The organism is Pseudomonas sp. J452, from assembly GCF_024666525.1.
Classification (GTDB): domain Bacteria; phylum Pseudomonadota; class Gammaproteobacteria; order Pseudomonadales; family Pseudomonadaceae; genus Aquipseudomonas.
Map to the genome: position 1 here is coordinate 3,793,891 of NZ_CP088294.1, position 14,725 is coordinate 3,808,615.

The 14,725-nt window shown below is 62.6% G+C and carries 16 protein-coding genes; 8 read left to right on the forward strand and 8 right to left on the reverse strand.

Features of this window, described 5'->3' with window-relative positions:
• Nucleotides 1-139 precede the first annotated feature (139 nt).
• Nucleotides 140-1,216, forward strand: coding sequence for a 3-deoxy-7-phosphoheptulonate synthase (locus LRS11_RS17155; RefSeq protein WP_260494101.1), 1,077 nt, complete (start codon nucleotides 140-142; stop codon nucleotides 1,214-1,216).
• Nucleotides 1,217-1,273: 57 nt separating this feature from the next.
• Here the strand turns inward: LRS11_RS17155 and LRS11_RS17160 are convergent, their stop codons facing one another.
• Nucleotides 1,274-1,546: a GNAT family N-acetyltransferase gene (locus LRS11_RS17160; protein ID WP_260494102.1), complete on the reverse strand. Its 273-nt coding sequence runs from the start codon at nucleotides 1,544-1,546 to the stop codon at nucleotides 1,274-1,276.
• A 19-nt stretch (nucleotides 1,547-1,565) separates the two neighbouring features.
• Nucleotides 1,566-2,831, reverse strand: a complete 1,266-nt coding sequence (locus LRS11_RS17165; protein ID WP_260494103.1) for a hypothetical protein — start codon at nucleotides 2,829-2,831, stop codon at nucleotides 1,566-1,568.
• Between the two features lie 300 nt (nucleotides 2,832-3,131).
• Here LRS11_RS17165 and oprI point away from each other — a divergent pair, with 300 nt between their 5' ends.
• Nucleotides 3,132-3,383, forward strand: a complete 252-nt coding sequence (gene oprI, locus LRS11_RS17170) for an outer membrane lipoprotei OprI (protein WP_003239826.1) — start codon at nucleotides 3,132-3,134, stop codon at nucleotides 3,381-3,383.
• Between the two features lie 128 nt (nucleotides 3,384-3,511).
• Here the strand turns inward: oprI and LRS11_RS17175 are convergent, their stop codons facing one another.
• From LRS11_RS17175 to LRS11_RS17185, 3 genes are all read right to left on the reverse strand, one after another.
• Complete coding sequence (locus LRS11_RS17175; RefSeq protein WP_260494104.1) at nucleotides 3,512-4,483, reverse strand: L,D-transpeptidase family protein; 972 nt, start codon at nucleotides 4,481-4,483, stop codon at nucleotides 3,512-3,514.
• Nucleotides 4,484-4,602: 119 nt separating this feature from the next.
• Nucleotides 4,603-4,887 carry a hypothetical protein gene (locus LRS11_RS17180; protein ID WP_182833781.1) on the reverse strand — a complete coding sequence of 95 codons (285 nt, stop codon included), beginning with the start codon at nucleotides 4,885-4,887 and terminating at the stop codon, nucleotides 4,603-4,605.
• Nucleotides 4,888-4,942: 55 nt separating this feature from the next.
• Nucleotides 4,943-5,563 carry an arylesterase gene (locus tag LRS11_RS17185; RefSeq protein WP_260494105.1) on the reverse strand — a complete coding sequence of 207 codons (621 nt, stop codon included), beginning with the start codon at nucleotides 5,561-5,563 and terminating at the stop codon, nucleotides 4,943-4,945.
• Between the two features lie 10 nt (nucleotides 5,564-5,573).
• Between LRS11_RS17185 and LRS11_RS17190 the strand changes: the two genes are divergently transcribed.
• From LRS11_RS17190 to greB, 3 genes are read left to right on the forward strand one after another with little or no spacing between them, the layout of a single operon-like run.
• A complete protein-coding gene (locus LRS11_RS17190) occupies nucleotides 5,574-6,257 on the forward strand; it encodes an ABC transporter ATP-binding protein (protein ID WP_260494106.1) in 684 nt (227 codons plus the stop codon).
• Nucleotides 6,257-8,761, forward strand: coding sequence for an ABC transporter permease (locus tag LRS11_RS17195; RefSeq protein ID WP_260494107.1), 2,505 nt, complete (start codon nucleotides 6,257-6,259; stop codon nucleotides 8,759-8,761). The genes LRS11_RS17190 and LRS11_RS17195 overlap by 1 nt, the downstream gene beginning before the upstream one ends.
• Nucleotides 8,762-8,768: 7 nt before the next feature.
• Entirely contained in the window at nucleotides 8,769-9,266 is a 498-nt protein-coding gene (gene greB / locus LRS11_RS17200) for a transcription elongation factor GreB (RefSeq protein WP_260494108.1), read from the forward strand.
• A gap of 49 nt (nucleotides 9,267-9,315) precedes the next feature.
• On the opposite strand, the gene LRS11_RS17205 is transcribed toward greB, so the two are convergent.
• Nucleotides 9,316-9,627: a class I SAM-dependent methyltransferase gene (locus tag LRS11_RS17205; protein ID WP_260494109.1), complete on the reverse strand. Its 312-nt coding sequence runs from the start codon at nucleotides 9,625-9,627 to the stop codon at nucleotides 9,316-9,318.
• Nucleotides 9,628-9,808: 181 nt separating this feature from the next.
• On the opposite strand from LRS11_RS17205, the gene thpR reads away from it, so the two are divergent.
• The 3 genes from thpR (at nucleotide 9,809) to LRS11_RS17220 (ending at nucleotide 12,612) form a co-directional block, all read left to right on the forward strand.
• On the forward strand, nucleotides 9,809-10,348 hold the full coding sequence (gene thpR / locus LRS11_RS17210) for an RNA 2',3'-cyclic phosphodiesterase (protein ID WP_260494110.1): 540 nt from the start codon (nucleotides 9,809-9,811) through the stop codon (nucleotides 10,346-10,348).
• Nucleotides 10,349-10,592: 244 nt separating this feature from the next.
• Complete coding sequence (locus LRS11_RS17215) at nucleotides 10,593-11,534, forward strand: triacylglycerol lipase (protein WP_260494111.1); 942 nt, start codon at nucleotides 10,593-10,595, stop codon at nucleotides 11,532-11,534.
• A gap of 52 nt (nucleotides 11,535-11,586) precedes the next feature.
• Nucleotides 11,587-12,612: a lipase secretion chaperone gene (locus LRS11_RS17220; protein WP_260494112.1), complete on the forward strand. Its 1,026-nt coding sequence runs from the start codon at nucleotides 11,587-11,589 to the stop codon at nucleotides 12,610-12,612.
• Between the two features lie 60 nt (nucleotides 12,613-12,672).
• Here LRS11_RS17220 and LRS11_RS17225 read toward each other — a convergent pair whose 3' ends face one another.
• Together LRS11_RS17225 and LRS11_RS17230 are read right to left on the reverse strand one after the other, a co-directional pair.
• Nucleotides 12,673-13,107: a DoxX family protein gene (locus LRS11_RS17225; protein ID WP_260494113.1), complete on the reverse strand. Its 435-nt coding sequence runs from the start codon at nucleotides 13,105-13,107 to the stop codon at nucleotides 12,673-12,675.
• Nucleotides 13,108-13,222: 115 nt separating this feature from the next.
• Nucleotides 13,223-14,647: a transglycosylase SLT domain-containing protein gene (locus LRS11_RS17230; RefSeq protein WP_260494114.1), complete on the reverse strand. Its 1,425-nt coding sequence runs from the start codon at nucleotides 14,645-14,647 to the stop codon at nucleotides 13,223-13,225.
• Nucleotides 14,648-14,725 lie beyond the last annotated feature (78 nt).

Here is a 14,725-nt window from a genome sequence, read left to right on the forward strand (position 1 = left end):
GCGGCTTTTAAGCGGCCGCGCCCATTGTCGAGCCCGCCTGTTACGCGCTAAGGTTCCGCTTCCCCGCTGCGCCCATGATTAGCTGTGCCTCTGGCGCCCGGCACCCGTGACCTGATGACTCTGACTGATGAATAGCACGATGGCTGATTTACCGATCGACGATCTAAACGTTGCCTCCAACGAAACCCTGATCACCCCGGCGCAGCTCAAGCGCGAAATCCCCCTCACCGCCGCCGCCCAACGCACCGTCGCCCATGGCCGCGAAGTGGTACGCAATATTCTCGATGGCAAGGACCACCGCCTGTTCGTGGTCGTAGGCCCCTGCTCCATCCATGACATCAAGGCCGCCCACGAATACGCCGAGCGCCTCAAGGTGCTGGCTGCGGAAGTGTCCGATAGCCTGTTCCTGATCATGCGCGTGTATTTCGAGAAGCCGCGCACCACGGTCGGCTGGAAAGGCCTGATCAACGATCCGTATCTGGACGACTCGTTCAAGATCCAGGACGGTCTGCATATCGGTCGCCAGTTGCTGCGCGACCTGGCCGAGATGGGCCTGCCGACCGCCACCGAAGCCCTCGACCCGATCTCCCCGCAGTACCTGCAGGACCTGATCAGCTGGTCGGCCATCGGCGCGCGCACCACCGAATCGCAGACCCACCGCGAAATGGCCTCCGGCCTGTCCTCCGCGGTCGGCTTCAAGAACGGCACCGATGGCGGCCTGACGGTAGCGATCAACGCCCTGCAGTCCGTTTCCAGCCCACACCGCTTCCTCGGCATCAACCAGGAAGGCGGCGTCTCGATCGTCACCACCAAGGGCAACGCCTATGGTCACGTGGTGCTGCGCGGCGGCAACGGTAAGCCGAACTATGACTCGGTGAGCGTCGCCATCTGCGAGCAGGAGCTGGCCAAGGCCAAGATCCGCCCGAACGTCATGGTCGACTGCAGCCATGCCAACTCCAACAAGGACCCGGCCCTGCAGCCACTGGTCATGGAGAACGTGGCCAACCAGATCCTCGAAGGCAACAATTCCATCGTCGGCCTGATGGTGGAAAGCCATCTGGGCTGGGGCAGCCAGTCGATCCCCAAAGACCTCTGCGACCTTAAGTACGGTGTCTCCATTACCGATGCCTGCATCGACTGGGACGCCACCGAGAAGACCTTGCGCAGCATGCATGCCAAGCTCAAGGATGTCCTGCCCAAGCGTCAGCGCAGCTGAGTGGAGCAGGAATGAAAACGCCGGGCATTGCCCGGCGTTTTTGTTTGTTCTGGCCTGTCAGTGACTACGCTGACGCCGCTCCAGATAGCGCTCCACGTAAGAGCAGGACGGAATGACCGTGTAGCCCATGTGTTCTGCGTACTCCAGCGCCTGCTCGGTCAACGCCGCAGCGATGCCGCGGCCGCGCAGTGGATTGGGCACAAAGGTACGGTAGATATCCAGGGTCTGCTTGCCCAGATCCATATAGGCCAGGTACGCCCGATGACCATCGATGATGGCCTCAAACTGGTGACCCGCCAGGTCATGGTGGATGGACAACCCTTCGCTCATTGCTACTCCTCAGCGGGCTCTAGAACAGAACCCTTACCTTATCGATCTTTTCCAGGCGAAGAAACATCTCGGCCGAACCGCTACCAAACTGGACACTCAGAAAGACTTTGCCGTTCTCTACTTTGTGCAATAGGCCTTGATAGTAGGCACCGTCATAAGTAATGAACTGTAGTCGTTTTCCCGCATGTTCGGCCAGACTGGCGACTTCGACATAATCGTACTGGCGCAACTTGCCCGGCTGTTCGACCTCGGGCGCACGCACCAACTCTTCCTCTTCAGGTGCGGCCACGGCATCCGGGTCGACCCAGGAAAACGCCAAAGGATGCACCGCCTGCTGATTGATGAGCAGAACCGGACGCAGCATGGCCAGCACATCTTTGGGCTCGAAGAACTGCAAGCCATCCCAGCTCATGCCTTCCGTGGGCGCCAGCTCCAGGCGCAGCGCCTGTGGGTCTTTGTAGTACGCCCCAAGCGCCTTGAGCAACTCGGGGTCCAGAGCAATCCGCTGTGCACGCAAGGCGCGATCGAGCTGATCCAGGGTAGTCTGCAGGTAGGCTTCTTCAGTCTGGCCGAGTTTGCCGGCGCAATAGCTCTGGATCTTGCGCTGGTACTGATCATCATTGATCTCCACCGTAACGGTGGATAAGCGCGGTGGGTTGACCCGCAAATCACCAGGCCGCTCGGACATGTTGGCCAGTGCAAAATTGACACGGTACTCACCCATGTCACGGGTGTCGGCTGTGAGATTGAAGGTCAGCGTCTGGGCGCCTGGCTGGTACAGATAGGAAAACTGCGCATCGGTTTCCAGCGTGCGGTAGCCCATCTCAAGCAACTCGTCGCTGCCGATATACCGTGAGCTGCCGCAAGCTACCTGCGACAGGGCGGTATAGATAGACGACTCCTCTGGCTGCTGGCTTATCTGCGTCATGAAGGGGCCATGCACGTCGAACTCGAGACCCTTGATGTTGACCGCCATCTGCTCCGGAAACTTGCCTGCACTCATGCTCTCCTTGAAGCGCAACAAGTCCATAAGGCCCTTGAACTTCAACTCGGCATGTTCGATGCGGAAATTGTCGTGCATCAGCGGCACATGCACATTAATGCCGGAAATCCCGACCCGCCCATCGAAGGAGGAGGTAATCCCGGAATAACTTATACGCATGACGGGCGACATCTGCTCGACAGCGTCGTTCATGATCGTACGGACCGACAACCAGAGCGAGGCCTTGATAAGCAGTGCCAGGGCAAGAACACCCAGCAAGCCCCATTTAATCAGCTTCGACATATGCAACGTCCTTGAAGTATTTCGGGAGAACAGCCTTCCCGTTGGCCGCCCCGGATGTTATCAGGCAGGCAGGGTGCCAGCCACGATCTGAGCTAAATTGCTGGGCAAGACGTCACTCTAAGCGCCTGATCTGTATGTTTTTTAAGCAAAACATAGAGACAGAGCTAGATAAAAGAAAAAAGTGGCTTGTCTTGCGTTCGGTCAGTTTACTTACTAAAAGTAATGGGTAGTATGTAGCCCGGCTAATTTCCCAGTGTTGGGGAATTGCTTTTATGGAAAGTCCACCTCAAGGGGAACACGATGAACAACGTTCTGAAATTCTCTGCTCTGGCCTTGGCAGCAGTTCTGGCTACCGGTTGCAGCAGCATGTCCAAAGAAACTGAAGCCCGTCTGACCGCTACCGAAGACGCCGCTGCCCGTGCTCAAGCTCGTGCTGACGAAGCCTACCGTAAGGCTGATGAAGCTCTGGCCGCTGCTCAGAAGGCTCAGCAGACTGCTGACGAAGCCAACGAGCGCGCTCTGCGCATGCTGGAAAAAGCTAGCCGCAAGTAATACTTGCCAAGGCTTTGAAGAAGCCGACCTGTTCGCAGGTCGGCTTTTTTATTGCCTGCGAATTATCCAGGCCAATAAAAAACCCGCCGATGCGTGGCATGGGCGGGTTTCGGAACACGTAATCTAGATCAGAGCTGAACCTGTGCAGCATTGTCCGCCAGTGAACCCTGGCCTTGCTGCGGTACGGCGATCTCGATCGGCATACCATCTTCGGCAGCCACCACCTCGCGCACCACTTCCCAATCCAGACGCATCTGCCCGGCGACCTCATCGCGCTTGAGCAGCGCATTGATCACAGCCGTGTGCTTGTCCACCACCGAAGGCACGCCGTTATCATCCAGCGGGGCATGGGCCTCCAGGTAGACCTTGCCATTGCTCATACCGAATTTGTACGGCTCGTTGACGATGCGCACCGAGGTGCCTACCGGCGCCATCTTGGCCAGTTCCAGCACGTTGTGGTTGAGCATGCGGAAGCAGCCGTGGCTGACGCGCATGCCAATGCCGAACTTCTTGTTGGAACCATGGATCAGGTAGCCCGGAGTACCCAGGGTGAACTTGAACGGCCCCAGCGGGTTGTTCGGGCCTGGCGGCACATAGGCTGGCAGCGGATCACCGTCGGCGGCGTGCTCGGCGCGGATCGAGGCTGGCGGCGACCAGCCCGGATTCGGCACCTTGCCGGTAATGGTGGTGTGCGCGATCGGCGAGCCCCAGCCCTCGCGGCCAATACCCAACGGGAAGGTGTGCACCACATTCTGCCCTTTCGGGAAGTAGTACATGCGGTACTCGGCCAGGTTGATCACGATGCCCTCGCGCGGGCCTGGCGGCAGGATGAAGCGGGTCGGCAGCACGATTTCAGCACCCTCACCCGGCAACCAGGGGTCGACGCCCGGGTTGGCTACGACCATTTCCAGGTAGCCCAGATCATTGGCCACGCCCAGATCCGCGAAGGTGTCTTCGTACTTGGCTTTGATCACCTGCACCTGGCCGACGATGTCATCGCCTGGAGCAGGAAGCGGCAGCTCCAGGGCTGCTACGGGGCCCGCCAGGCAAAAACTGGCGAGAGTCAGGTTACGGGCGACGGCAGGAACGCGCGACAACATCCGGAAATCCTTGGCATGAATGGCTGATAAATAGAGTCGGAATTGTACACCGGCAATGCTGGGGCTGGGAGACCCTGCAAACCCGTGAAAAACAATTCGACGAGCTAGCCAAACCCTGCCTACAAGGCTTCAGGCCAGATCGAGCGCTCGCCTCGACGCTGAGCCTCCAGCACGCTCTTGCAAGCCTGGCAGAGGCGCTTGTCGCGCAAGCTGGTCTTGTCCACTGCGCGCATCACCGGCAAGGCAGGTAGCAGACCACCACAGAGCGTGCGATCGGCGAAGCCCTGCAGCTCGAGTTGACGAGCGACCAGGTGTACACGCGCTTCGCGGCAGGCGAACAGGTCGAGCTGTTCGTCCGGCACGATCAATTGATAGGCATGCAGGGACCAGGCAGGGCGCGGCATTGGGAGCTCCGAGAGGGGTCGCCACGATAGCCGAAAGGCTGCGCACGGGGAAGACTCAGAGCAAGGGTTGCAGCTGTGGCCAGACGTTATCCAGCAGGCGTTGCTGGGCGCTCACGGTCGGGTGGATGCCATCGGCCTGCATCATTCCGGCCACACCACCAACGCCCTCGAGGAAGAGCGGTACCAGCGGCACCTGTTTTTCCGCTGCCAGATTGGCGTAGACCGCGGCAAAGGCTCGCGTATAACGCTGCCCGTAATTAGGTGGTAATTGCATGCCTAGCAGCAGCACCTTGGCCCCGGCTGCACGCGAGCGATCGACCATCACCGCAAGATTCTGTTGCAATTGCGCCGGCGCCTGTCCACGCAGTCCATCGTTGCCGCCCAACTCGATAATCACCAGCTCCGGCTGATGCTGTGCAAGCAGCGTGGGCAGGCGCGCGAGGCCGCCAGCACTGGTATCACCGCTGATGGAAGCGTTGACCACTGACTGCGGGAAACCAGCCTCGGCCAGGCGCTTTTCCAGCAGGGCAACCCAGCCCTGACGGGTATCCATGCCAAAAGCGGCGCTGATACTATCGCCCACGACCAGCACGCTGCCGGCCATGGCGCCCTGGGGCCACAACACCTGGGCCAACAACAGTAGTGCAGCAGCACCGCTTACCCACCATGCACGCATCGGACTCTCCATGAGCGCTAGCATTCTTTCTGCGCGGCACCTTAGCAAAGTGGTACCCAGCACGGAAGGCGAGCTGAGCATCCTGCACGACCTCAGCCTTGAGCTGAACCGTGGCGACAGCCTGGCCATCGTCGGCAGCTCCGGCTCGGGCAAGTCCACCCTGCTCGGCCTCCTCGCCGGTCTCGACCTGCCTAGCAGTGGCGACGTGGAACTGGCCGGACACTGCCTGACCCATCTGGATGAAGATCAACGCGCACGCGTTCGCGCCGAACATGTGGGTTTCGTCTTCCAGTCCTTTCAGTTGCTCGACAACCTCAATGCCCTGGAAAACGTCATGCTGCCGCTGGAACTGGACGGCCGCCGCGATGCCCGCGAGCGTGCCCGCGACCTGCTGGAGCGGGTCGGCCTGGGTCAGCGCCTGACTCATTCACCCCGCCAACTGTCCGGCGGCGAACAGCAGCGCGTCGCCATTGCCCGCGCCTTTGCCGCCGAGCCGGCAGTGCTGTTTGCCGACGAACCGACCGGCAACCTCGACAGCCACACGGGCGAACGCATCAGCGACCTGCTGTTCGAGCTGAACCAGGAGCGCGGTGCGACCCTGGTACTGGTCACCCACGATGAACGCCTGGCGCATCGTTGCCGGCGTCTGATTCGCCTGGAAGGCGGCCGTCTGGTCGACACCGTGGAGCCCTGATGCGCGCCCTGCCGCTGTCACGCCTGTTCGCCCTGGCCGTGCGCCAGTTGCTGCGCGATGCCCGTTCCGGCGAGCTGCGCGTGCTGTTCTTCGCCCTGCTGATCGCCGTGGCCTCCAGCACTGCCATCGGTTATTTCAGCGCGCGCCTGAATGGCGCCATGCTGCTGCGTGCCACCGAGTTTCTCGGTGCCGATCTGTTGCTCTCCGGCAGTGCGCCGGCTACGGCCGAACAGATCGAAGCCGGCCGCCAACTGGGCCTGGACCATGCGCAAGTGGTCGAATTCTCCAGCGTGATCGCCACCGATCAGGGCATCCAGCTGGCCAGCGTCAAGGCCGCCAGCGCCGGCTATCCGCTGCGCGGCGAGCTGAAAAGCGCAGCGGCGCCCTATCAGCCCGAACAGCCCGGTACAGGACCGGGGCCCGGCGAAGCCTGGGCGGAGGCCCGGCTGTTTGCCGCGCTGGACCTGAAGATCGGCCAATCGATTGAAGTCGGCAACCTGCCACTGCGCCTGACCCGCGTACTGACCTACGAACCGGATCGCGCCGGCGATTTCTACAGCCTCACCCCGCGGGTACTGATGCACCTGGACGATCTGCCCGCCACCGGCGTTGTGCAGCCCGGCAGCCGAGTGCGCTACCGCGAATTGTGGCGCGGCGACGAGCAAGCCCTGCAGCGCTACCAGGATGGCTTGCAAGCTGGCCTGGCGGCGCACCAAAGCATTGAGGATGCGCGCTCCGGCAACCGCCAGATCGGTGGCGCACTGGGCCGTGCCGAACGCTACCTGAACCTGGCCAGCCTGGCTGCCGTGCTGCTTGCCGGTGTTGCTGTCGCCTTGTCGGCTGCGCGTTTCGCGGCCCGGCGCTTCGATAGCAGCGCACTGTTGCGCTGTCTGGGCTTGTCACGCCGCGAAGCCCTGAGCCTGTTCGCCTTGCAGCTAGCGCTGCTCGGTCTGCTGGCCTGCATCGCTGGCGCAGTGCTCGGCTGGGCTGGCCAACTGATCCTGTTCAAGCTGCTCGCGGGTCTGCTGCCGTCCGGCGTACCGCCTGGTGGCGCCCTGCCCGCCCTGGCCGGCATGGCCACCGGTTTGGTGGCATTGGCCGGTTTTGCCCTGCCGCCGCTGGCCGCCCTGGGGCGCGTGCCGCCATTACGGGTACTACGCCGCGATCTGCTGCCGGTACCACCGAGTTCCTGGCTGGTCTATGGTGCGGCGCTGCTGGCCCTGGGCCTGATCATGTGGCGCCTGAGCCTGGACCTGAAACTGACCCTGGCCCTGCTCGGTGGCGGCTTACTCACCACCCTGCTGCTGGGCGGCCTGTTGCTGCTCACGCTGCGCAGCCTGCGCCGCTTGCTGGCGCGTGCCTCATTGCCCTGGCGTCTGGGTCTGGGCCAGTTGCTGCGTTACCCGCTGGCCGCCGCGGGGCAGGCACTGGCATTCGGCCTGATCCTCCTGGCCATGGCGCTGATCGCCCTGCTGCGTGGCGAGTTGCTGGATACCTGGCAGGACCAGTTGCCCGAACAAGCGCCCAATCACTTCGCCCTCAATGTGCTGCCAGCGGAAAAGGAGGCCTTCGCCGCGCGTTTGGCCGAGATCTCGCCGCAGCCAGCCCCGCTCTATCCAATAATTGCTGGGCGCCTGACCGAGATCAACGGCGCGGCGGTCAAACAGATCGTCAGCAAGGACAGCACCGGCGACCGCGCGGTAAGACGTGACCTGAGCCTGACCTGGTCGGCTGAACTGCCGAGCGGCAACGAACTGGTCGCCGGCCAGTGGTGGACGACTGACACGACCGGGCCAGTGCCGGGCGTCTCGGTGGAGTCCGAGTTGGCCGAAAGCCTGCAACTGCAGCTCGGCGACCTGCTCACCTTCGATGTCGGCGGCCTGCAACGCCAGGCCCGTGTCAGCAGCCTGCGCAAGGTCGAATGGGACAGCTTCCAGCCGAACTTCTACATGATCTTCGAGCCCGGCACCCTGCAGGACCTGCCTGCCACCTACCTGACCAGCTTCTACCTGCCGCCCAACAGCGAGCAGCAACTGGTGGAGCTGGCGCGCGCCTTTCCGGCGGCCACCCTGCTGCAGGTCGAAGCACTCCTGGCGCAACTGCGCAGCATCCTGGCCCAGGTCACCCTGGCCGTGGAGTACGTCTTGCTGTTCGTCCTGGCGGCGGGCCTGACCGTGCTGTTCGCTGGCCTGCAATCCACTCTGGATGAACGCATCCGCCAAGGAGCCCTGCTCCGCGCCCTGGGCGCCGAACGCCGCCTGCTTATCGCCGCGCGGCGCACCGAGTTCGCCCTGCTCGGCGCCACCAGCGGCGTGCTGGCTGCGCTCGGCTGCGAACTGGTGAGCCTGCTGCTGTACCGCTTCGTCCTCGATCTACCCTGGCAGCCACATGCCTGGCTGCTGCTATTGCCGTTGATTGGCGCACTGCTGGTGGGGACTGCCGGTGTACTCGGTACCCGCCGTGCCCTCAACGTCAGCCCTTTGGCCGTACTTCGCGATACATGAGAGCTGCATGAGCCGTTACCGCCCGCCGCGCACCGCCGGCACTGCCCTGATCACCCCGGAAGGTGAAGCGCGCCTGCGTGCAGAACTGCACGAGCTCTGGCATGTGCGTCGTCCCCAGGTGACCCAGTCGGTCAGCGAGGCGGCGGCTCAGGGCGACCGCTCGGAAAATGCCGAGTACACCTACGGCAAGAAGATGCTGCGGGAAATCGACAGTCGCGTGCGCTTCCTGACCAAGCGTCTGGAAAGCCTCAAGGTGGTCGACAGCCGCCCTGCCGACCCGAACAAGGTCTACTTCGGCGCCTGGGTGACCCTGGAAGATGACAATGGCGACGAGACCCGCTATCGCATCGTCGGCCCGGACGAACTGGACCTCAAGCAGGGACTGATCAGCATCGACTCGCCGCTGGCCCGAGCACTGATTGGCAAGGCGCTGGATGCCGAAGTGCGGGTACAGGCACCGGGCGGCGAGCAGACCTTCTATATCACCGCGATCGACTATCCCTAGGGTCTTTTGCCATTTCGTTCACGGCCGCGACGGCAACAGACCCTAGAGCTCAGCGCAGGCTGATCAGGCCCTGGCGGGCGACCCGTACCAGTTGTTCGATCAGCTCGGCATTCACCGGTTGCGCCTCGCCACCGACCACCACCAGATCGAAGCCGTTGCTGGGTAACTGCGCCAATGCTTCGGCGTCTGGCGAGGCGAACTTGATGAGAAAATTACGCGCTCTCGGCCAATGTTTGGGCCAGCCTTCGAGGCTCTTGAGCAGACGCGGTTGATGGCTGCCGACCAGCAGCACATGCGGATGACGGTTGACCGCGGTACGCGGCAGGGAGGAAAAATACAGATGAGGGCGCGGGCAATTCATGGTTACAGTCTCAGCCTCGTAATCCCGCCGGACTGCGGTGAGAGGCGACACCGGCCAGCGCTTTAGCGGTATTTGCCCAACCGGGCGGCGCCCCGCAAGTTGCTCTTAAATCGGCGCCATGGGGTGATGCTAGAAATCCTCGTACCGCTCTGTCAAGCCGCATGCAGACCCGGAGGCCCATGTGTCAGCAGAGATCGAACCGCGCTTGCGACTGTTCTTTGCCCTGCCCCTGCCGCCGGCACTGCGTCTGCAGGTCGAAAACTGGCGCAATGGTCTCGCCATCGAAGGGCATCTGCTGGCCGGCAGCGACCTGCACCTGACCCTGGCTTTTCTGGGCTCCCAGCCGTGCAGCAGCCTTGCACGGCTCAAGCGCCTGGCTGCCGGCTTGCACGCGCAGCAATCCTTCTGTCTGTGCCTCGATCGGCTGCAGTGCTGGCAAGGCGGTCTCTTGCATCTGGCGCCTGGCCAGGTGCCCGCCGCGTTGCTGGTGTTGCAGCAGAACCTGCACGCCGCATTGGCACAGGCCGGTTTTTCGCTCGAAACACGCCCCTATTGCCCGCACCTGAGCCTGGCACGCGGCAGTCGACTGCCTGCGCTTGTCAGCCCTTGTGCATTCTCCTGGCAGGTCGAGCATTTCGCCCTGTTCGTCTCGCACCAACAGGCCGATGGCAGCCGCTACCAGCTCATCGGGCAATGGCCACTGCAGCTACGGACAAGCTGATCGGCCCCGTCTGAGCGCGCGGATTCCCATGGGGCGTTTCCCCAGGTAACAACTGACTTCATGCAGGCAACCCCGGCGAAATAGTGGCCTAAATTTGCAAACGGCCGTTTAGAGCCTTCGCTCTAATAATCTGACTGTTTGGCACATTTCCTGCCCTTCAAGCCGCAGCTGAAGTGCCTACCCAGGATGGATATGGCTGGCTGAACTCAGGGAAAACTGCCACATCACTGTTTGAGAGCACCCAATGAATAATAAGAAGACCCTGCTCGCCCTCTGCATCGGAACCGGAATCCTCCTGTCCGGCCAGGCCGAGGCCGGCCTGTTCGGCTCCACCGGCTACACCAAGACCAAGTACCCGGTCGTCCTGGCTCACGGCATGCTGGGCTTCGACAGCATTCTCGGTATCGACTACTGGTACGGCATCCCCTCGTCGCTGCGCTCCGATGGCGCCAGTGTCTATGTCACCGAAGTCAGCCAGCTGAACACCTCCGAACTGCGTGGCGAAGAGCTGCTGGAACAGGTCGAGGAAATCGCTGCCATCAGTGGCAAGGGCAAGGTCAACCTGATTGGTCACAGCCATGGCGGCCCGACCATTCGCTACGTCGCTGCCGTACGCCCGGATCTGATCGCCTCGGCCACCAGCGTCGGCGCGCCGCACAAAGGCTCCGACACGGCCGACTTCATTCGCCAGATCCCACCAGGTTCGGCCGGTGAAGTGATTGTTGCCGGTATCGTCAACGGCCTCGGTGCACTGATCAATTTCCTCTCGGGCAGCTCCAGCACTTCGCCGCAGAACGCCCTGGGTGCCCTGGAATCGCTGAACAGCCAGGGCGCAGCGGCCTTCAACGCCAAGTACCCGCAAGCCATCCCGACCAGTGCCTGCGGCGAAGGCGCCTACAAGGTCAACGGCGTCAGCTACTACTCCTGGAGCGGCAGCAGCCCGCTGACCAACTTCCTCGACATCAGCGATGTGCTGATGGGCGCTTCCGCACTGACCTTCGACGAAGCCAACGACGGCCTGGTCGGCACCTGCAGCTCGCACATGGGCAAGGTGATCCGCGACAACTACCGGATGAACCACCTCGACGAGGTCAACCAGACCTTCGGCCTCACCAGCCTGTTCGAGACCGATCCGGTCACCGTCTACCGCCAGCACGCCAACCGCCTGAAAAACGCCGGTCTGTAATCAGCCTGCCGGGGCCTTCGGGCCCCTTTGGCGCGCCTCTTCGAGTATCGACGTGAATCGAAAACTGCTATTTGCCGCCCCCCTGGTAGTCGGAGGCAGTATTGCACTGACGCTCTACCTGAACCCCGCCACCGACCTCCCGACACCGGCCAATACACCTGCGACGTCGACAGCCGTTAGCCAACCTGCGGCGACGATCGACAGCAACACGCAAGCTGCGCCAACCAGCACCCAGGACAATGCACCCTATGCCCTGCCCCCTTCCTTCAGCGGCACCACAGTAGACGGCCAGTTTCGCGTCGACAGCGCCGGCAACCTGCTGATCAGCGAGGATATCCGGCGGATATTCGACTACTTCCTCAGTGCCCTGGGTGAAGACTCGCTGCAGCACAGCGTCAAACGCCTGCAGACCTACATCACCAGCCAGCTGGCAATGCCCGCCCGTGAACAGGCGCTGGTCCTCCTGGAACAGTACCTGCAGTACAAGCAGCAACTGGTCCAGCTGGAAAAGGACCTGCCGCAGATGGCCAGCGTGGATGCCATGCGCCAGCGCGAGCAGGCCGTCCAGGCCCTGCGCGCTTCGCTGTTCAGCGCCGAGGCGCATCAGGTGTTCTTCGGCAACGAAGAGGCCTACAACCAGTTCACCCTGCAGCGCCTGGCCATCCGCCATGACCAGAGCCTGAGCGATGACGAGAAAGCTGCAGCCCTCGACCAGTTGCGCAATGGCTTGCCGGAGTCCATGCAGGAGCTGATCGTGCCGCAGTTGCAGACCGAGCTGCGCCAGCAGACGTCAGCCTTGCAGGCGCAAGGTGCCAGCCCGCAGCAGATCCAGCAGCTGCGCCTGCAACTGGTCGGTGCCGAAGCCACCGCACGCCTGGAGGCGCTCGACCAGCGCCGCCAGCAGTGGGCGCAGCGCCTCAACGACTATCGCCGCGAGAAGGCGCTGATCGAAGCCAACAACGGCCTCAGCAGCAGCGACAAGGCGGCAGCCATCGACAGCCTGGCTGCAGAACGCTTCGACGAGCAAGAGCGCCTGCGCCTGGCCGCAGCCGAAGAGCTGGCCAGCGCCCGCGAATAGACACCCTGAGGTAGAAACGACGAGGCCCGCAAACGCGGGCCTCGTTCATTGCAGAAGGACTCAACCGGCGATGCGGCGATCCAGCGACAGCTTGCCGGCCCCTTCGATGACCAGGGTGGCACTGATCAGCGCCAGGATCATCGCGTACTCATAGCCATTGGCGCTCATGAAGAAGCCATTGACCCAGTGCACGCTGAAGATCGCGACCAGCATGGCAACCAGCAGGGAGATCGCGGCCGGGCGTACCAGCAGGCCGACCACCAGGGCCAGGCCACCGAAGAACTCGGCGCTGCCAGCCAGGGCTGCCATCAGGTAGCCGGGGGTGATGCCGATGCTTTCCATCCACTGAGCCACGCCGTCCAGGCCGTAGCCGCCAAACCAACCAAACAGCTTCTGGGCGCCGTGAGCGGCGAAGGTCAGACCGGTGACGATGCGCAGCAGGGTGATGCCGTAACCGGCTTGGGTGGAGAGAGCGGTTTTGATCAGTGCGTTCATGCCAGTGCGTCCTTTAGTGCGAGAAGTGAGAGTTAGCGGTTGCTGAACAACAGATTAGATGAATTTATCGATTTAAATAGTGTAAATTTGCGCTAATTTAAATCGAATAAATTGATCATTTCCGCGTACTCACTTTTTGCCCTTGCGGCTCGATCAGATAGCGCTCGCGGTCATAGGCCAGGTAGTACTTGTTCACGCTGCTCACGTAGCTGACCACGCCCATGCCCAGCTGCTCCATGGCGATACGCTCGACCTGGAAGAACCAGCGATTGGGGTCCAGCCCCCGGCGCCGCGCCTCGGCACGCAGGCTTTGCACCCGCTGCGGGCCCATGTTGTAGGCGGCCAGGACAAAGGCCATGCGCTCTTCCTCGGCGATCTGCCGGCTGGAGAAGAACTCGCGGCGGATGCGCGCCATGTAACGGGTGGCAGCCAGGACATTGCTGTCCAGCGCATGGATATTGCCAACCCCGACGCTGCGCGCCGCTGCCGGGGTGATCTGCATCAGGCCGGTGGCACCTGATGCTCCGCGCGCCGCCGGATTGAGGGTGGACTCCTTGTAGGCCACCGCAGCCAGCCGCAACCAGTCGAGATCCTGCTGCTGGCCGTGTTTCTGCAGCACCTGACGGACCTTCTCCAGACGCTGGCGATCATTACCCGTGAGTGGGTTACGCACTTTGTACATACGGCGGTAGACGCGCTGGAAGGTGGCGTCCTGGTCGGCCGGCTGGCGGTAGCTGGCCAGGAACCGATCGATACTGGCGCGCAGCATCAGAGCATCGCGACGCACGAACCAGCTCATGTCAGCCTTCTGCCCCACCAGCAGATGCCTCTCGATACGCAATCTGGGCAACACCTTGCTCCAGCGCTCGGCAATCGGCAGCTCTACGGCTGTCCAGGGGTAGATGCCGGCCTGGACCATCTCCAGCACATCCTCCACGGCGAGACTGGGATCAGCCCACTCGACCACGATCGGCGGCTGCTTGCGTTCGGCCAGGCGCTGGTTCACCTCGCGCAGGGCTTCGCCAACGGCACTGCCCGCCGGCAGAACCAGGCTGCGCCCGGCCATGTCCTCGAGTTTGCGGTAATGACGATTGCCGCGGTTCCCCACCACCACAATCGCCACATCCTGGCGGATCGGCGCACTGGCAGTGACCCTGCGCCCGGTATGTGGGGCCAGCAATTCTCCCGGCGCAACCAGATCACCCTGGCCCTTCTGCAAGGCTGCGAGCAGTTGATCCTTGGGCAACGGGATGATCTTCAGGCGCAGGTTGCGGCCGTCACGGGCATTGCCATTGAGGTATTGCTCGAAGGCGCGCAGGCGATGGCGCTCGACGCCTATCGCCTGGCCCTTCACCTCACCGGAGCTGTTGCGGCTCTGGTTGACCAGCACGCGCAACTCGCCACTCTTGCGCACCTCGGCCAGATCGCGCAGCGGCAGATCAGTGCCACGCACCTCGGCCGGCGAGCTGGCCAGACGCGCCTGGACAGGCATGGGCAGCCAGACCAGGCAGCAGAACAGAAGCAGTAGCGCGCGGGTCATCCGGCCTCCGGGTTAAGCCAGGCACAGCACACGCCTGGCCGACTGAGAGCGCCCGCATGTCGGCAAGTTCCGGCAAAC